The sequence below is a fragment of the Cellulomonas sp. PSBB021 genome (genome assembly GCF_002240455.1).
Classification (GTDB): Bacteria; Actinomycetota; Actinomycetes; order Actinomycetales; family Cellulomonadaceae; genus Cellulomonas; species Cellulomonas uda.
This window is the reverse complement of the sequence record NZ_CP021430.1, coordinates 1,295,050-1,312,944: the sequence shown is the minus strand read 5'-3', so window position 1 is coordinate 1,312,944 and position 17,895 is coordinate 1,295,050. Positions and strand designations below refer to the sequence as shown.

The window sequence follows — 17,895 nt, the reverse complement described above, 5'->3', positions numbered from 1 at the left end:
GTGAACCCTTGTTCTACTGGTTGATGAAGCGGGTCTTCGTGGGTCCGTTGCTGCACCTGGTGTACCGGCCGTGGATCCGGGGCGAGCAGAACATCCCCAGCCAGGGCGCGGCGATCCTGGCGAGCAACCACCTCGCGGTGATCGACTCGTTCTTCCTCCCGCTGATGCTGGACCGCGAGCTCGTGTTCATCGGCAAGCAGGAGTACTTCTCGGGCCGCGGCGTCAAAGGCCGGCTGACCGCGGGCTTCATGCGCGGGGTCGGGACGATCCCCGTGGACCGCGGTGGCGGCAAGGCCTCGGAGGCCGCCCTGCGCACCGGCCTGCGCCGCCTCGAGGAGGGCGACCTGTTCGGGATCTACCCGGAGGGCACCCGCAGCCCCGACGGCCGGCTGTACCGCGGCAAGACGGGCGTCGCGCGCCTCGCGCTCGAGTCGGGCGCGCCGGTCATCCCCGTCGCCATGATCGGCACGAACGTCGCGCAGCCGCTCGGGCGCACGATCCCCAAGATCATGCGCATCGGCATGGTCGTGGGCGAGCCGCTCGACTTCTCGCGCTACAAGGGCATGGAGAACGACCGCTTCATCCTGCGGTCGGTCACCGACGAGATCATGTACGCGATCATGAGCCTGTCCGGTCAGGAGTACGTCGACGTGTACGCGGCCACGCAGAAGGCGCGCATCGCGGCCGGCGTGGCCGACGCGCAGCCCGCGGACACCGAGCCGCGCACCGCGGCCCCGGGCGGTCGCCCCGCGCCCGACGTCCAGGTTCCGGTCCCCCGAAGGACGAGGGCGAGCCGTCAGTAGGATGAGCCGGACGTCCGTCGCGCACGGTCGTCGTCGAGCCGCGGGACGTGCCCGTGAGCCCGGCCCCGAGTACAGCCGATAGTCCCGCCGTCCCCCGTAGAAGGTCCCGGTCGCGCCGTGCGGCCGCGGCCTAGGGTCGCGGCGTTCCCGCAGGGTCGTCCTGCAGCTCAACGGAAGGTGCCTGTCATGTCGGTCCGTCGCGTCGCCCTCCTCACCGCGGGTGGCTTCGCCCCGTGCCTCTCGTCCGCCGTCGGTGGGCTCATCGAGCGCTACACCGAGATCGCGCCCGACGTCGAGATCATCGCGTACGAGCACGGGTACTACGGGCTGCTGCGGGGCGACAAGATCGTCGTCGACGCCGAGACCCGCAAGAACGCCGGCATCTTGCACCGCTTCGGTGGCTCGCCGATCGGCAACTCGCGCGTCAAGCTGACGAACGCCAAGGACTGCGTCAAGCGCGGTCTCGTCGCCGAGGGCCAGGACCCGCTGCAGGTCGCGGCCGAGCAGCTCAAGGCGGACGGCGTCGACGTGCTCCACACGATCGGTGGCGACGACACCAACACGACCGCGGCGGACCTCGCCGCCTACCTCGCGGACAACGGCTACGGGCTGACCGTCGTGGGCCTGCCCAAGACGATCGACAACGACGTGGTGCCGATCCGTCAGTCGCTGGGCGCCTGGACCGCCGCCGAGGAGGCCGCGGGCTTCGCGGCGAACATCATCGGCGAGCACCGCAGCGGCCCCCGCATGCTCATCGTGCACGAGGTCATGGGCCGGCACTGCGGCTGGCTGACCGCGGCCGCCGCGGTCGAGTACCGCAAGTGGCTCGACCAGCAGCAGTGGGTCCCCGGCATCGGCCTGACGCGTGAGCGCTGGGACGTCCACGCCGTCTTCGTGCCCGAGCTCGCGATCGACATCGACGCCGAGGCGGAGCGCCTCAAGGCGGTCATGGACGCGCAGGGCAACGTCAACATCTTCCTGTCGGAGGGTGCGGGCATGCACGAGATCGTCGAGCAGCTCACGGCCGCGGGCACGCCCCCGGAGCGGGACCCGTTCGGCCACGTCAAGCTCGACACGATCAACCCGGGCCAGTGGTTCGCGAAGCAGTTCGCGGAGAAGCTCGGCGCCGAGAAGGTCATGGTCCAGAAGTCGGGCTACTACTCGCGCGCCGCTGCGGCGAACGCCGAGGACCTGCGTCTCATCAAGTCGATGACGGACCTCGCGGTCGAGTGCGCGCTGCGCGGCGAGGCCGGTGTGATCGGGCACGACGAGGAGCGCGGCGACGTGCTGCGCGCGATCGAGTTCCCGCGCATCGCGGGCGGCAAGGCGTTCGACGTGTCGCAGCCCTGGTTCGGTGAGCTGCTGGCGGACATCGGCCAGCCCCTGGTCCCGGCGAGTCACGAGTGAGCGTCACCCCCGACCCCACGGTCGTCGAGGGGCTCGACGCGTGGCGCTCACTGCCCGTCGTGCAGCAACCGGTCTGGCCCGACGCGGACGCGCTGACGCGCGCGACCGACAAGCTCGCGTCGCTCCCGCCGCTCGTGTTCGCGGGCGAGGCCGACGCGCTGCGCGCCCAGCTCGCGGCCGCGGGCCGGGGTGAGGCGTTCGTCCTCGTCGGGGGCGACTGCGCCGAGACGTTCGCCGAGGCGACCGCCGACAACATCCGCAACAAGATCAAGACGATCCTGCAGATGGCGGTCGTGCTGACGTACGGCGCGAGCATGCCGGTCGTGAAGATCGGGCGCATGGCGGGCCAGTACGCCAAGCCGCGCTCGTCGGACACGGAGACACGCGACGGGGTGACGCTGCCGGCGTTCCGCGGCGACATCGTCAACGGGTTCGACTTCACGCCCGAGGCGCGCACGCCGGACCCGCAGCGGCTGCTCGAGGCGTACCACACGTCCGCCGCGACGCTGAACCTCATCCGTGCGTTCACGACGGGCGGCTTCGCGTCGCTCCTGCGGGTGCACGAGTGGAACCGCGGCTTCACCAAGACCCCCGCATACGCGCGGTACGAGGTGCTGGCCGCGGAGATCGACCGCGCCATCCGGTTCATGGCGGCGTGCGGCGCCGACTTCGACCAGCTGCGCACGGTCGACTTCTACTCCAGCCACGAGGGGCTGCTGCTCGACTACGAGCGGCCGCTCACGAGGATCGACTCGCGCACGGGCCTGCCGTACGACTGCTCGGCCCACTTCGTGTGGATCGGCGAGCGCACGCGTCAGCTCGACGGGGCGCACGTCGACTTCTTCTCGCGCCTGCAGAACCCGATCGGTGTGAAGCTCGGCCCGACCGCCTCGGCGGACGACGCGCTCGCTCTGCTCGACAAGCTCAACCCGACCGGTGAGGCCGGCCGGATCACGTTCGTGACCCGTATGGGTGCGGGTAAGGTCCGTGACCTGCTGCCGGGCCTCGTCGAGAAGGTCGCGGCCGACGGGCGCCCGGTCACCTGGGTGTGCGACCCGATGCACGGCAACGGGATCACGTCCGCGACCGGGTACAAGACGCGCCGGTTCACGGACGTCATGGACGAGGTCGCGGGGTTCTTCGAGGTGCACCGCGCGCTCGGCACCGTGCCCGGCGGCCTGCTCATCGAGCTCACCGGTGACGACGTGACCGAGGTGCTCGGGGGTTCGGTCGAGATCGACGACGAGCGGCTCGCGGAACGGTACGAGACCCTCGTGGACCCGCGTCTGAACCACCAGCAGTCGCTCGAGCTGGCGTTCCAGGTGGGCGAGCTGCTGCGCTCGGCCTGACACGTGCGCTGACCACGTGCGCTGAGCTGCGCGCGTGCGACGGAGGGTCGGGTCCGCTCTCGGGCGGTCCGACCCTCCGTCGTCGTCAGGTGATCGTGAGGACGACGACCGTGCCCTTGGGGTGCATCGACCCGCCACCGGGCTCCTGACCGACCACGAACCCGAGGCCGAAGTACGTCGCGGCGTGCCTGACCTCGACCTCGAAGCCGGCGGCCTTGAGCGTGTCCGTCGCGGACCCGATGCCGTTGCGCATGACGTCCGGCACCTTGAACAGCTCGGGTCCCTTCGAGACGACGAGCGTCACGGTGTCGCCCCGGTGCCCCCGGGTGCCGCCCTCGGGCGACTGCCGGATCACGACGCCGGCCTTGACGTCGGAGCTGAACTCCTCGGTCGTGCGGACCTTGAGGCCGTCGCCCTTGAGCTGCTTCGCGGCCGCGTCGGCGGCGGCGCCGACCTGGGAGGTGACGGTCACGGGCGCAGGACCCTTGGAGGTGGTCAGCGTCACGACGGTGTGCCGGATCGTGCGCTCACCGGCCTTCGCCGGGGTGCCGTCGGGGAGCTCGGCCGCGACGACGACGCCCAGCCCCGCCTTGTCGTCGTAGACCGGGTCGGCGTACTCGACCTCGAGGTCCGCCGCCACGAGCGCGGCCTCGGCGTCCGCCTGGAGCGTGCCGACGACCCCGTCCGGGACGTCCACGTAGTCGGGTCCCTTGGAGAGGGTGACCTCGACCGTCCCGTCCTTGCGGACCTTGTCGCCCGGCGCGGGATCGCTCGTGACGACGAGGCCCTTGGCGACGTCGCTCGAGAACTCGGAGGTGGTCGTGGACTCGAGCCCGACGGCGGTGAGCGCGGCACGCGCGGCCTCGGCGCTCGATCCCGCGATCTCGGGCACGGTCGTGTAGGCGCCGGGCCCGGCCACCACGTACCACCAGCCCGCGCCCCCGAGCCCGAGCGCCACGAGCAGGGCGAGCACCGCGGCGAGCAGCCGGCGACGCGGTCGACGAGCGGGAGCGGGCGCGGCGGCGGCCGGCGCGATCGCGCGAGGTCCGGAGCCGCCGGTGCCCAGCCCGATCGGGAGCGCGACCGTCGAGCCGCGCGGCAGGTCCTCGATGCGGACGGTCGAGCCGTCGTCGCCGGGGACCGCGTCCGCGCCGTCGGGCAGGGGTGTCTCGTCGGGGTCCGTCGCGGCGGGGAGCACGATCGACGGGGCGACGTCCGCGCGGCGCGAGAGCGTGGCGTCGTCGAGCTCACCGCGGGCGCGGCGCAGGAGGCCGACCGCGGCGGCCGCGTCGACCGGCCGGTCGTCGGGATCGCGTGCGGCGAGCGCGCGGACCAGGTCGTCGACCTCGACGGGGAGCCACTCGAGGTCGTCGGACGGTGCGGGCACGTCGCTGTTGACGTGCTGGTAGGCGACCTGGATGGGCGTCTCGCCGACGAAGGGCTGGCGGCCCGTGAGCATCTCGAACAGCAGGATCCCGCAGGCGTAGACGTCGGTGCGGGCGTCGCTCGCGCCGCGCACGACGAGCTCGGGCGCGAGGTACGCGACCGTGCCCAGGACCGTTCCCGTGGTGGTCGAGGTGACCTCGGTGACGGCGCGTGCCAGCCCGAAGTCGGCGAGCTTGATGCGACCGTCCGTGGCCAGCAGCACGTTCTCGGGCTTGATGTCCCGGTGGACGAGGTCGCCCCGGTGCGCCGCGGCGAGCGCGTCCAGCACCGACTCGGTGATGCGCAGCGCCTCGGAGACGGTGAGCGCACCCTGCTCCGCGAGGCGTCGGCGCAGGTTGGACCCGTCGACGTACTCCATCGTGAGGTAGCTGGTCTCGCCGTCGACGCCCTGGTCGTACACCGCGACGAGGCCGGGGTGGGTGAGGCGTGCGGCGGCTCGCGCCTCGCGCCGGAACCGCGCGACGAAGTCCGCCCCGGAGCCGCCCTCCGCCAGGTGGGGGTGCATGACCTTGAGCGCCACGTCACGGTCGAGCCGTCGGTCCACCGCGAGGTAGACGGTCGCCATGCCGCCGCGCGCGATCCGGGAGACGACCTCGTACCGGCCGTCGACCAGACGGCCGACGAGCGGATCGGTGACGGCGGTTCCCACGCGGCGAGTCTACGTTCGGCGGGCGCCCGGCCCGGGTATTGGGGCGAGCGTCACGCGCGCGTCGCCCGGTCCGGAGCCCGGCGTCACCGCGTCCCTCACGGGTCCCCGACCGGTGCGTCGTCGGTCAGCTGCGTCGCCGGTCAGCGGAAGCGGGTCATGAGGGTCTGGACGTTCGCGGCGTAGCGACGCGTGTCCGAGAACATGCCGTACTTCCGCACCGAGGCCGCGCCCTGGTAGTAGCCGGCGATCGCGCTGGGCAGGTCCGGCGACATGCGCACGAGCGCACGCAGGATGACGACGCCCGCGGTGACGTTGTCGTCGGGGTCCAGCAGGTCGAGCTGACGCCCGACGATGCTCGACGCCCAGTCGCCCGAGCTCGGGATCACCTGCATGGTGCCGATCGCGTTGGCGGGGGAGACGGCCGTGTGGTTGAACCCGGACTCCTGGAACGCGATGGCCTGCGCGAGCGCCGGGTCGAGGCCGTAGGCCCGTGCGGTCGCGGCGACCTTCGCCTGCATCTGCGCCGTCGAGGGGACGCCGGCGGCGAGCAGCGCGCGCTTGTTGGCGTTGGCGGCGTCGACGACGTCACGCGCGTAGGTGCGGCCCTCGAACGTCGAGCCGACGAGCGGGCGTCCCGTCGAGGGGGCAGGCGTCGACGAGGCGGCGCCGCCGAGGCGCAGCGTCTGCCCGACCCGGATCATGGCGTTCGCGCCGAGGCCGTTGGCGGAGACGATGGCGGAGACGCTCGTGCCGAACCGCGCCGCCACGCCGGAGACGGTGTCGCCGGCGCGGACGGTGTAGGTCCGCCCCGGGGCGGTCGTGCGTGCCTGCGGCGCGGTGCTGCCGCTGCCGGGGATCGTCAGGGTCTGGCCCTCGATGATGAGGCCGTCGGCGCGCAGGCGGTTGGCCGCGATGATCGCCCGGACGCTCGTGCCGGTCCGCGCGGCGATGCCCGACACGGTCTCACCCGCGCGCACGACGTGCCGCGCCACGGGCGCCTGCGCCGGGGTGCTCGTCGGGCGCGCGGCCGAGCGGGACGACGTGGTCGGGATCGTCAACACCTGCCCGGCGCGGATGCGCGAGGGGTCGGCGAGGGCGTTGGCGCGCGTGATCGCGGCGATGCTCGCGCCGGTGCGGGTGGCGATGTGGCTCACGGTGTCGCCGTCGCGCACGGTGTAGGAGTCGTCCGCGTGCGCGGCTCCGGAGGTGGAGACCGAGATCGCGACGAGCGCGAGCGTGGCACCCGTCCCGCTCGCGGCCCGGCGTGCGGTCCGCCGACGACCGTCGCGCTCGGCGCGGGCGGTCTGCGAACGGCGTGCGGCTGCGGTGCTCGAGGCCATGACGCCCCCCTGAACGGTGTGACACGAGTCAAGACGCGTGACTGGTGTGGCTGATGTGACAGAAGTGAAACTAGCCGACACGCCCGGAGGAGGAAACCCCGAGCCCCGCGCGCCACCCGGACGGCGGGTGCGCGGCGACGGCCCGGACCGCTGCGTAGTCTGGGCACCGTGAGCGAGACCCTGGACCCGCACGCGGCTGCTGCCGACGCCCTCGTCGACTCCTGGTTGACCCTGCCCGACGTCGCCGAGCGCGTCGGCCTCGACGTCGGCAAGGTCCGGCGCCTGCTGCAGGAGCGCAAGCTCGTCGGCATGCGCCGGGGCGAGCCCCGCGTCCTGTCGGTGCCGGAGCGTTTCCTGGTGCCCGGTCACCAGGGCGCCGGCGCGACCGGCGAGTGGGCCGCGCTGCCGTGGCTCCAGGGCACGCTGACGGTGCTCGCCGACGCGGGCTTCTCCGACGAGGAGGCGATCGTCTGGCTCTTCACGCCGGACGACTCCCTGCCCGGCGCGCCGATCGACGCGCTGCGGGCAGGCCAGAAGACCGAGGTCCGACGCCGCGCCCAGGCCGAGCTCTAGCTCCCGCCCGCCGGCGCGTCCACCGCGACCGGGGCCTCCGCGACGCGGTGACCGTCAGGTAACGGTCAGGCGCGCCGGTCGACCGCCGCGCGCGCGAGCCGCGTCAGCACGTCCGCGGCGGGCGCGGGCCAGGGCTGCTCGGCGAGCAGCGAGAGCGCCTCGTGCGCCAGGTCGTCGATCAGTCGCTCGACCTCGTCCACGGCACCCGTCGCGCGGATCGCCCGCGCCACGCGCGCGACCTGCGCGTCGTCGAGCGTGCGGTCGCCGAGGCTCGCGCCGAGCAGGTCACCCGTCGCGGCGTCGCCACGCTCGCGTGCTCGCCGCGCCGCACGCGCGACGAGAACCGTGCGCTTGCCCTCGCGCACGTCGTCACCCGCAGGCTTCCCCGTCGTCGCGGGGTCGCCGAACACGCCCAGCACGTCGTCCCGGAGCTGGAACGCCTCGCCCAGCGGGAGCCCGACGGCCCGCACCGTCGCGAGCGCGTCGTCGTCCGCGTCCGCCAGGGCAGCCCCCAGCGAGAGCGGGTGCTCGACGCTGTACCGCGCCGACTTGGCCCGGATGACCTCGCGAGCCCGTCGCTCGTCGGCGGCCGGGTCTCGACCCCACGGCTGGGACTGCGCGAGCACGTCGAGGTACTGGCCCACCGTGACCTCGGTGCGCATGAGGTCGAACACGGCCCGGGCCCGCTGCTGGCGCGCGAGGGGCAGCGGCTCGAGCGCGCGCGCGAACTCCTGCTCGCTCGCGACGAGCGCGAGGTCGCCCAGGAGGATCGCCGCGGAGGTGCCGAACCGGACGGCGTCGCCGTGCAGGCCCTGCTCGACGTGGAGGTCCGCGAACGCGCGGTGCGCGGCGGGCAGGCCGCGGCGCGTGTCGGAGTCGTCCATGACGTCGTCGTGGAACAGTGCCGCCGCCTGGAACAGCTCCAGGGCCGCGCCCACGCGCAGGACCGCCGCGGCGTCCGGTCCGTCCGGCTCGCCGCCGTGCGCGCGCCAGGACCACCAGCAGAACGCCGCGCGCAGGCGCTTGCCGCCCGACAGCATCCTCTCGACCGCGTCGGCGAGGAGGTCGGCCTCCGGGCTGATCGCCGCGAGCGTGCCGCGCAGCTGCGTGACGTGCTCCGCCAGCAGCGCGTCGACCCCGCCGCGGACGTCCTCGAGGTCGACGAGCGTGCGCACGTCGGACGTGGACTCGGACGAGGGGTCGGTGTGGCGGGTCACCACGGCAGCCTAGGGGACCACCACGCGGCCGCCGAGCGTGAGCGTGCGGACACCGTCACGGTCGAGGACCGCGACGGTGAGGACCTCGCCGGACCTGCGCGCGAACGTCGACTCCGCCGCGACCCCCACCGGCGGCGTCGCGACCGGTGCCTCCGTGAAGCCGGCGTCCGTGAGCGCGCGCCGCAGGTCCGTCATGAGCGTGGTGGCCTCGACCGCCGTGCGCAGGTTGAGGCTGAGGGTCGTGGTCCCGCCGTCGGCGTCGACCTCGGCGGACGACACGAGGATCTGCGCGTCGGCAGGCAGCGGCACCAGGTCCGCAGGGAAGCCGTCGGCGAGCTCGCCGACGGCCGCGTGCTCGTCGTCCGGCGTGTCGAACGTCGCCTCGGCGGTGACAGCGGGCTCGGCGAGCAGGGAGTGCTCGTCCGCCTCCTGCGACGGGTCCAGCCGCGCGGGCTGCGAGCTCGTGCAGCCGCTGACGGCGAGCAGCGCGGCGACCGCCAGGGCGGCGACGCGTGATGTGGTCCGGAGCACCGCGACAGCGTAGCCGCGACCCGACCCCAGGCCGCCGGGCCGCCCGCACGTTCCACAGGCCGGGGGAGCGGCGCCCCGCGTGCCCCCCGCGTGCGGTGTGCTGCGGCCATGACGGCGACCACGACGCTGCGGGTGAACGAGCCCCGCGAGATCCTCTCCCTGCTCCCGTACCGGCTCGGCTTCCGGCCGCGCGACAGCGCGGTCGCGGTCAGCCTGCGCGCACCGCGCGGACGCGTCGGCGTGGTGATGCGTGTCGACCTGCCCGCGCTCGCCGACCCGGACGTGGGGGCGCAGGTCGCGCGGGCGACGGTGGCCGTCATGGGCCGCGACCGAGCGCAGGGCACGATCCTCGTCGTCTACACCGACGCCGACCCGCGGCTGGCCGACGACGACGAGGCGCGCGCGCTGGCGCGTGCGGTCACGCACTACCGCGAGGCGGCGGACGCCCCGCTCGGCGAGGTCGCCGTGTGGGTGGTGACGTCGACCGGCTACCTGTCCTACGACTGCGCGCGCTCGTGCTGCCCGCCGGGTGGCCGCCCGCTGCGCGAGCTCGAGTCGACGCAGGTCTCGGCGCGCATGGTGCTCGAGGGTGCCACCGTCGCGAGCTCGCGCGACGACCTCGTGCGCATCCCGCTGGCGGATCCGCAGCGTCGGCGCGTCGTCGCCCGCGCCCGCCAACGGTGGGAGCGACGCGCCGCGCAGGCGCAGACCGACGGGCCGGCCGCGTGCGAGCACTGGCGGCTCGGGGCGGTGGCCGCGTGGCGGTCGGCGGTCGACCTCGTCGCGGGACGCGCGCCGGCGGGGACGCCCGCGCCGTGGGGTCGGCTGGAGGCCGGGCTCCAGGACCGCCGGGTGCGGGACGCGGTGCTCGCCTCGTTCGTGCCCGGTGTCGGCGACCTGCCGGAGCGCAGCGTGCGGGGCGAGCGGCCCAGCGTCTCGGTGGACGCGGCGATGCAGCAGGTGACCGCGCGGATCGTGCGCTCGGACGCGGCGCTGCCCCCGCCCGAGACGCTCGTCCGGCTGCACGAGGAGACGCTCGAGGCGCTCGTCGCGCACGGGCGACGTGACGCGCAGGCCCCCGCGCTGTCCCTGCTCGCGCTCCTCGCGTGGTGGCGCGGTGACGGGGCGCGCGCGCAGATCCTGCTCGACCGTGCCCTGCGCGACGACCCGGGCTACCGGCTCGCGGCGCTGCTGGCATCCGCGCTCTCGGCGGGGCTCGGCCCGGGCTGGACGCGTGACGACGTGCCGGAGGACGCGGGCACGCCCGACGACGTGCCGGGTCCCGACGCCGGCGTCGACGGTGGGATCGACGACGGCCGCGCGGACCACGCGCCCGACCCTCGGGACGTCCCGCCGAGGTAGCGGCGCGCGGGTGCGGCACGCCGGTGCGAGGTGCGACGCGCCACGCCACGCGCGTCGCCGCAGGTGGAGCCACGGGCCGCGCGGCGGTACGGTCCTCGCACGGGCGTCGAAAGGAGCTCAGCATGGGCATCGTGGTCGGCTACCTGGCGACGCCGGAGGGTCGCGCCGCCCTGGACGCGGCGGTCCAGGAGGCGAACATCCGTGGTCGTAGCGTGGTGGTCGTCGTGAGCTCGCGTGCCGACGAGCCCGCGGAGCAGCGCGCGCTGGTCGAGTCGGAGCTCGCGAGCGTCGCGGCGAACCTCACGTCACAGGGTGTGCCGCACGAGGTGCGGCTGCTCGACGGCGGGGACGTCGCGGACGACCTCATCGCGACGGCGGAGGAGACCGGGGCGGAGCTGGTGGTGCTCGGCCTGCGGCAGCGCAGCCCCGTGGGCAAGCTGATCCTCGGGCCAACGCCCAGCGCGTGCTGTTCGACGCCCCCTGCCCCGTCCTGACGGTCAAGCCCAAGCACTGACGCGTCAGGGGCTTCGGGTCCCAGACGTCGCGGGGGCCTCGGTCCGTCGCGCTCGGTGCGCCCGTTCGGGTGATCGGCGGCACGTCTTCCCGGGCCGGGAATCCTCCGGGCCGTCCGTGCGTTGGGTGGGGGTGGAGGTCCCGGCGTCGCCACCGACCGGCCGCGTGAGAGGACTCCACCTGCGTGCCGCGCGCGCCGACGACGGTCCGACCGCTCGTCCCCCGCGGCGCCAACGAGGCTCCCGCCGAGAACTCCACCCGGTCGTCGCGCACACGTGTGCGCAGGACGACTCTGCGGTGGCGTCGGCTCGGTACAATATCCGTCTACCACCCGGCCTCGTCGCCGGTGTCGTGCTGCCGAAAGGTCGTTCGTGTCGTCCCAGACCCCGCATCCCGCACTCCCTCGTGAGTTCGAGCACCCTGCGCTGCAGGACCTCGTGGTCAGGGGCCGTACCCACGGCTCCGTCGGAGCCGCCGAGGTCCGCTCGGCGTGCGAGCAGGCCGGCGTCGAGGACGCCAAGCGGCTCAAGGCCGTCGTCCGGGGCCTGGCCACGGCGGGCGTCACGGTGAGTGACGCGGCCGCTCCGCGGGTCGCCGCTGCGACCAGCGCCAAGACCCGCACCACCGCGAAGGCGGCGGTCGCCGCCGCGCCCGCGACGAAGTCGGCATCGAAGGCCGTCAAGGCGGTCGCGACCGCCGACGACGACGAGCCGGCTGCGAAGCCAGCCGCGAAGCCGGCGGGCAAGGCGGCCGCCAAGCCTGCGGCGAAGGGCGGCGCGAAGACGACCGCCAAGGGCGCGAAGTCCGCGGCCAAGGGCACCGACGACGACGCGCCGGCCGAGGACGACGAGGACGTCGAGATCGAGGAGATCGACGAGGCGGAGCTCGAGGTCGAGGCCGACGCCGAGCCGGACGCCGAGGCGACCGACGAGGACGCCGAGGAGGAGAAGCCCGCCGCACCGGCGGCCAAGGCCACCGAGGAGTCCGAGGACTCGGGCTTCGTCTACTCCGACGCGGACGACGACGACGCACCCGCGCAGCAGGTCGTCACCGCGGGTGCCACGGCCGACCCGGTCAAGGACTACCTCAAGCAGATCGGCAAGGTCGCGCTGCTGAACGCCGAGCAGGAGGTCGAGCTCGCCAAGCGCATCGAGGCCGGCCTGTTCGCGGAGGAGCGTCTCGGCTCGGGCGTGTCGATGGAGCCGAAGCTGCGGCGCGAGCTCGAGTGGATCGCGGGCGACGGTCGTCGCGCGAAGAACCACCTGCTCGAGGCGAACCTGCGCCTCGTCGTCTCGCTCGCCAAGCGGTACACGGGCCGCGGCATGCTCTTCCTGGACCTGATCCAGGAGGGCAACCTCGGTCTGATCCGTGCGGTCGAGAAGTTCGACTACACCAAGGGTTACAAGTTCTCGACCTACGCGACGTGGTGGATCCGCCAGGCGATCACGCGTGCGATGGCCGACCAGGCGCGCACCATCCGCATCCCTGTGCACATGGTCGAGGTCATCAACAAGCTCGCCCGCGTGCAGCGCCAGATGCTCCAGGACCTGGGCCGCGAGCCCACGCCGGAGGAGCTGGCCAAGGAGCTGGACATGACGCCCGAGAAGGTCGTCGAGGTCCAGAAGTACGGCCGCGAGCCGATCTCGCTGCACACGCCTCTCGGCGAGGACGGCGACAGCGAGTTCGGTGACCTCATCGAGGACTCCGAGGCCGTCGTGCCCGCGGACGCCGTGAGCTTCACGCTCCTGCAGGAGCAGCTGCACCAGGTCCTCGACACGCTCAGCGAGCGCGAGGCGGGCGTCGTGTCGATGCGCTTCGGACTGACCGACGGCCAGCCCAAGACGCTCGACGAGATCGGCAAGGTCTACGGCGTGACGCGTGAGCGGATCCGTCAGATCGAGTCCAAGACGATGTCCAAGCTGCGCCACCCGTCGCGCTCGCAGGTCCTGCGCGACTACCTGGACTGACGCGTCGGCCCGGCGGCCCTCAGGGCCGCCGCACCCCACGCACGCCGAACGAGCCCCCGCACCAGTCCGGTGCGGGGGCTCGTTCCGTCACTCATGTGCCGACCGGGACGACGACGAGGCCCGGACCTTCGCGGTCCGGGCCTCGTCGTCGAGAGAGTCGTCGAGAGCGCTCGTCGAGCGGGTCGACGAGAACGCGTCAGCGCACTGCGCCGGCGCCGTGCTCCTCGAGAAGTCGGTCGGTCTCGTCGTGCACCTCGGTCGCCAGCTCGGCGAACTTCGGGGCGTGCTCGCGCGCGTGGTGCGCGCAGAACAGCAGCTCGCCCACGGGGAGCACGACGCGGACATAGGCCTGTGCACCGCACCGGTCGCAGCGGTCGGCGGCGGTGAGCTGGGGGGTCGTCGTCGCTGTCACATCCCCATACAACCATCCGGGCGCTGGATCCATCCCCTCGAGGGCGGGTGGTTCGCTCACCGCGTACCCAAACGTCACACGATCGTGACGGACGCGACACGCAAGGGACCTTCGGCGCACGCCGCGCAGGTCGCCGGGCTGCGGGTGCGGACGTCCCGCGTGTCACGGTACGTCGCGCCCGGCATGGCGAGCGGGGGAGCGTGGGTGGGCGCGACTACCATCGCACGCGTGACGACGACCTCCTCCCGCTCGGACTACACCGCTCGGCACCTGTCGGTGCTGGAAGGTCTCGAGGCCGTCCGCAAGCGCCCGGGCATGTACATCGGCACGACGGACAGCCGCGGGCTCATGCACTGCCTCTGGGAGATCATCGACAACGCGGTCGACGAGGCGCTCGCCGGCCACGGCGACCGCATCGACATCGTGCTGCACGCGGACTCGTCGGTCGAGGTCCGGGACAACGCACGTGGCATCCCCGTCGACGTCGAGCCCAAGACGGGGCTCACGGGCGTCGAGGTCGTGTTCACCAAGCTGCACGCGGGCGGCAAGTTCGGCGGCGGCTCGTACGGCGCGTCGGGCGGTCTGCACGGCGTGGGCGCCTCGGTCGTCAACGCGTTGTCGTCGCGTCTCGACGTGGAGGTCGACCGCGAGGGCCGGACGCACCGCATGACGTTCCACCGCGGCGAGCCGGGCGTCTACGACGACTCGGCGGGCCGGACACCCGAGTCGCCGTTCGAGCCGTTCGTCTCGGGCTCGGAGCTCGCGGTCGTCGGCAAGGTCGCGAAGGCGCGCACCGGGACGCGCGTGCGGTACTGGGCCGACCGGCAGATCTTCCCGAAGTCCGCGGTGTTCGCGTACGACGAGCTCGTGACGCGCGCCCGGCAGACGAGCTTCCTGGTCCCGGGCCTGACGATCGTCGTGCGCGACGAGCGCGGGCTCGCCGGCACGCCCGGCGAGCACGGGCCGCACGAGGAGACGTTCTGCCACACGGGTGGCGTCGTCGACTTCGTCGACCACCTCGCGCCCGACGCACCGGTGACCGACACGTGGCACCTCACGGGCTCGGGCACGTTCACCGAGACGGTCCCGGTGCTCGACGAGAAGGGCCACATGACGCCGCGCGAGGTGCAGCGCACGTGCGAGGTCGACGTCGCGCTGCGCTGGGGCACCGGCTACGACACGGAGCTGCGCACGTTCGTCAACATCATCTCGACGCCCAAGGGCGGCACGCACCAGGCCGGCTTCGAGGCGGGGCTGCTCAAGACGCTGCGCAAGCAGGTCGAGGCGAACGCGCGCAAGCTCAAGATCAGCGCGAAGGACGCGGCGACCGAGCGCATCGAGAAGGAGGACGTGCTCGCGGGGATGACCGCGGTGCTGACGGTCCGCCTCGCGGAGCCGCAGTTCGAGGGCCAGACCAAGGAGGTCCTGGGCACGGGACCGGTGCGCGGCATCGTGAGCAAGGTCGTCGAGAGCGAAATCACGGCGCTGTTCTCCTCGAGCAGGCGTGAGCACAAGGCGCACTCGGCGGCGCTGCTCGAGAAGGTCGTCGGCGAGATGCGCGCGCGCCTGTCCGCGCGCAAGCAGAAGGAGATCTCGCGGCGCAAGAACGCGCTGGAGTCGTCGTCGCTGCCGGCCAAGCTCGCGGACTGCCGCATCGACGACGTGGAGCGCAGCGAGCTGTTCATCGTCGAGGGAGACTCGGCGCTCGGCACCGCCAAGCTCGCGCGCTCGTCGGACTTCCAGGCGCTGCTGCCGATCCGCGGCAAGATCCTCAACGTCCAGAAGGCGTCCGTCACGGACATGCTGAAGAACGCGGAGTGCGCGGCGATCATCCAGGTGATCGGCGCGGGCTCGGGGCGCACGTTCGACCTGGAGGCGGCGCGCTACGGCAAGATCGTGCTGATGACGGACGCCGACGTCGACGGTGCGCACATCCGCACGCTGCTGCTGACGCTGTTCTTCCGGTACATGCGCCCGCTCGTGGAGAACGGTCGGGTGTACGCGGCGGTCCCGCCGCTGCACCGCATCGAGCTCACGGGCGTGCGCGGCGACGGCGACAGGTACATCTACACGTACTCGGAGGCCGAGCTCGCGGCGACGCTCAAGAAGCTCGACAAGGCCGGTAAGCGTTACAAGGACGACATCCAGCGCTACAAGGGCCTCGGAGAGATGGACGCCGACCAGCTGGCGGAGACGACGATGGACCCGCGCCACCGGACCCTGCGCCGGGTCACGGTCGAGGCCGCGCAGCGCGCCGAGGAGATCTTCGAGCTGCTGATGGGCTCGGACGTCGCGCCGCGCAAGGACTTCATCGTGGCGGGCGCGCACGCGCTCGACCGCGCGCGCATCGACGCCTGACCCACCCCAATTCCGGTTGCCCGTGAGCCGGTCGAGGCCCGAGCCTGGGCGCATGTCCTCCGACACCACCACGCTGCCCCCGATCGCGGAGCGCGCGCAGGCGCCCGCCGAGGTCCGGGTGCCGTCCACCGCGACCGGCCTCACCTGGCGTCCGCTCACGCCGTCCGACACGCCCGCGCTGACCCGGCTCGTCAACGACATCGAGGTCGCCGACGCGGAGCCGTTCCGCACGTCCGACGAGGAGATCGCCGAGCGCTTCGACGGTTCGGGAAAGGACATCGCACGGGACACGCTCGCGGGCGTCGACGAGGCCGGTGAGCTGCGGGCGTGGGCGTTCGTCGTCCAGCCGCCCGGCGACGTGAGCGTGGTGCGCACGTTCCTGGAGGGCGGCGTGCACCCGCGGTGGCGCGGCCGCGGCGTCGGGCGCGAGGTGCTCGCGTGGGAGGTCGACCGGGCGCGCCAGCTCCTCGCCGCGACCGGCAAGGACGTGCCGGCGCGCATCGGTGCGTTCGCGTCCGAGCAGGCGGCCGCCACGGTGGGCCTGCTGCGGTCCGCGGGGCTGACGCCCGTGCGGGTGTACTTCGAGATGCGCCGGCCGCTCGACGTCGCCCTCCCGGACGCGCCCCTGCCACCGGGCCTGCGCGTCGAGGCGTGGTCCGACGCGCGCGACGAGGACGCGCGGCTCGCGCACAACGACGCGTTCGCGTCGCACTGGGGGAGCGAGCCCCGTACTCCCGAGTCGTGGCAGGAGGGCCGCGCGCAGTTCGCGCCCGGGTGGAGCCTGCTCGCGGTGGACGATGCGACCGACGAGATCGCGGGCTACCTCGTGGCCGGGCGGTACGAGCAGGACTGGGAGGTCGCCGGCTACAGCTCCGGCTACGTCGAGCTGCTCGGCGTCCGGCCAGCGTGGCGCGGGCGGGGCATCGCCCCGGCGCTGCTGACCGCGTTCATGGCGCGGCTGCGGGAGGAGGGCATCCAGGTCGCCGAGCTCGGGGTCGACACCGAGAACCGGTCCGGGGCGCTCGGGCTGTACACGCGGCTGGGGTTCGAGGCGTTCCACAGCTCGACGCTGTACTCGATCGAGCTCTGAGCGTCGAAGCCCTGACCGGGCGTCCCGGCGCGCGCGTCGGCCCGGGTAGCATCCCGTCCGGCGGACGACGAGGTCCGCCGTCGTGCTGCCGGGACACCGGCGGGAAGGACGCCCGATGCTCTCGTCGGCCGTGCTGCGGTCGTGGTCCGTCGCCTACGTCGTGCTCGTCGCGACCCACCTCGGCGCGCTGCTCGCGGATGCCGACGCGCTCGCCGACCTCACGCAGTGTCTGGTGATGCCCGCGCTCGCGGGTGTGCTCGCGGCCGCGACCCGCTGGCCGCGCGGGCGCGTCGTGACGTGGGCCTTCGCGGCGCTCGCGGCGTCGTTCCTGGGGGACTCGCTGCCGCGGCTGCTCGACGGTGACGCCGCGTTCCTCGCGATGGTCGGGTGCTTCCTGCTCGCGCAGGTCGCCTACGTGGTCGCGTTCGCCCCGCGCGTGCGCCGCAGCGTGGTGCGCACGGCGCCCGGCCGGCTCGCGGCGTACGCGGGCGTGCTCGTCGTCCTGGTCGCGGTGTGCGCCCCGCACGCGGGCGCGCTGCTCGTGCCGGTGGCGGTGTACGGGGGCGTCCTGACCGCCATGGCGGTGCTCGCCACCGGGCTCGGGCGGCTCGGCGCGGTGGGCGGTGCGGTGTTCCTGGTGTCCGACGCGCTCATCGCGCTGGGGCGGTTCGTGCCCGGCTGGGACCTCGCGGGCCACGACGTCTGGGTCATGCTCACGTACACCGTGGGCCAGGCGCTGCTCGTCGTCGCGGTCGCGCGGGACAACCGCGAGCGTCGCCGCGTGCGTCCCGCCCCGGCCCGCGAGGTGCGCGCCGCGCGGCCGCCCGACAACGTCGTGGCGCTCGTCGCGGCGCGCCGGGGGCTTCAGGTCTGAGCGC

14 protein-coding genes and 1 pseudogene are annotated in these 17,895 nt (G+C 73.5%); 10 read left to right on the top strand and 5 right to left on the bottom strand.

Translation table 11 applies throughout. The features are described 5' to 3' along the window. Positions 1–8 precede the first annotated feature (8 nt). The 3 genes from CBP52_RS05940 (at position 9) to CBP52_RS05930 (ending at position 3,559) form a co-directional block, all read left to right on the top strand. Complete coding sequence (locus CBP52_RS05940) at positions 9–803, top strand: 1-acyl-sn-glycerol-3-phosphate acyltransferase (protein WP_232514678.1); 795 nt, start codon at positions 9–11, stop codon at positions 801–803. Between the two features lie 186 nt (positions 804–989). Next, positions 990–2,210: a pyrophosphate--fructose-6-phosphate 1-phosphotransferase gene (locus CBP52_RS05935; RefSeq protein ID WP_094180211.1), complete on the top strand. Its 1,221-nt coding sequence runs from the start codon at positions 990–992 to the stop codon at positions 2,208–2,210. Next, positions 2,207–3,559 carry a class II 3-deoxy-7-phosphoheptulonate synthase gene (locus CBP52_RS05930; protein WP_094180210.1) on the top strand — a complete coding sequence of 451 codons (1,353 nt, stop codon included), beginning with the start codon at positions 2,207–2,209 and terminating at the stop codon, positions 3,557–3,559. Before CBP52_RS05935 ends, CBP52_RS05930 begins: the two co-directional genes overlap by 4 nt. An 85-nt stretch (positions 3,560–3,644) precedes the next feature. Here the strand turns inward: CBP52_RS05930 and pknB are convergent, their stop codons facing one another. Together pknB and CBP52_RS05920 are read right to left on the bottom strand one after the other, a co-directional pair. Then, positions 3,645–5,654, bottom strand: coding sequence for a Stk1 family PASTA domain-containing Ser/Thr kinase (pknB, locus tag CBP52_RS05925; RefSeq protein ID WP_094180209.1), 2,010 nt, complete (start codon positions 5,652–5,654; stop codon positions 3,645–3,647). Between the two features lie 140 nt (positions 5,655–5,794). Beyond that, positions 5,795–6,994 carry a LysM peptidoglycan-binding domain-containing protein gene (locus CBP52_RS05920; protein ID WP_094180208.1) on the bottom strand — a complete coding sequence of 400 codons (1,200 nt, stop codon included), beginning with the start codon at positions 6,992–6,994 and terminating at the stop codon, positions 5,795–5,797. Between the two features lie 168 nt (positions 6,995–7,162). Between CBP52_RS05920 and CBP52_RS05915 the strand changes: the two genes are divergently transcribed. Beyond that, positions 7,163–7,567, top strand: a complete 405-nt coding sequence (locus tag CBP52_RS05915) for an Rv2175c family DNA-binding protein (RefSeq protein WP_232514677.1) — start codon at positions 7,163–7,165, stop codon at positions 7,565–7,567. Positions 7,568–7,632: 65 nt separating this feature from the next. On the opposite strand, the gene CBP52_RS05910 is transcribed toward CBP52_RS05915, so the two are convergent. Both CBP52_RS05910 and CBP52_RS05905 read right to left on the bottom strand, forming a co-directional pair. Next, the gene (locus tag CBP52_RS05910; RefSeq protein ID WP_232514676.1) at positions 7,633–8,784 is read right to left on the bottom strand and encodes a polyprenyl synthetase family protein; all 1,152 of its coding nucleotides are present in this window, start codon (positions 8,782–8,784) and stop codon (positions 7,633–7,635) included. Between the two features lie 9 nt (positions 8,785–8,793). After that, positions 8,794–9,315 (bottom strand): hypothetical protein, encoded by a 522-nt coding sequence (locus CBP52_RS05905; protein WP_094180207.1) that lies wholly within the window; start codon positions 9,313–9,315, stop codon positions 8,794–8,796. A gap of 108 nt (positions 9,316–9,423) precedes the next feature. On the opposite strand from CBP52_RS05905, the gene CBP52_RS05900 reads away from it, so the two are divergent. The 3 genes and pseudogenes from CBP52_RS05900 (at position 9,424) to CBP52_RS18150 (ending at position 13,157) form a co-directional block, all read left to right on the top strand. Further along, positions 9,424–10,677: a DUF4192 domain-containing protein gene (locus CBP52_RS05900; protein WP_198303535.1), complete on the top strand. Its 1,254-nt coding sequence runs from the start codon at positions 9,424–9,426 to the stop codon at positions 10,675–10,677. A gap of 122 nt (positions 10,678–10,799) precedes the next feature. Further along, a pseudogene (locus CBP52_RS05895) lies at positions 10,800–11,191 on the top strand (universal stress protein). A gap of 370 nt (positions 11,192–11,561) precedes the next feature. Next, positions 11,562–13,157, top strand: coding sequence for an RNA polymerase sigma factor (locus CBP52_RS18150; protein ID WP_094180205.1), 1,596 nt, complete (start codon positions 11,562–11,564; stop codon positions 13,155–13,157). A gap of 196 nt (positions 13,158–13,353) precedes the next feature. Here the strand turns inward: CBP52_RS18150 and CBP52_RS05885 are convergent, their stop codons facing one another. Then, on the bottom strand, positions 13,354–13,602 hold the full coding sequence (locus CBP52_RS05885) for a hypothetical protein (RefSeq protein WP_094182202.1): 249 nt from the start codon (positions 13,600–13,602) through the stop codon (positions 13,354–13,356). 195 nt (positions 13,603–13,797) lie between these two features. Here CBP52_RS05885 and CBP52_RS05880 point away from each other — a divergent pair, with 195 nt between their 5' ends. The 3 genes from CBP52_RS05880 to CBP52_RS05870 all read left to right on the top strand — a co-directional run bounded on the left by CBP52_RS05880 (position 13,798) and on the right by CBP52_RS05870 (position 17,891). Continuing rightward, a complete protein-coding gene (locus CBP52_RS05880) occupies positions 13,798–15,927 on the top strand; it encodes a type IIA DNA topoisomerase subunit B (RefSeq protein ID WP_094182201.1) in 2,130 nt (709 codons plus the stop codon). Positions 15,928–15,979: 52 nt separating this feature from the next. Then, positions 15,980–17,017, top strand: a complete 1,038-nt coding sequence (locus CBP52_RS05875) for a GNAT family N-acetyltransferase (RefSeq protein WP_094180204.1) — start codon at positions 15,980–15,982, stop codon at positions 17,015–17,017. 115 nt (positions 17,018–17,132) lie between these two features. Next, positions 17,133–17,891, top strand: a complete 759-nt coding sequence (locus CBP52_RS05870; protein ID WP_094180203.1) for a lysoplasmalogenase — start codon at positions 17,133–17,135, stop codon at positions 17,889–17,891. Positions 17,892–17,895: the final 4 nt, after the last annotated feature.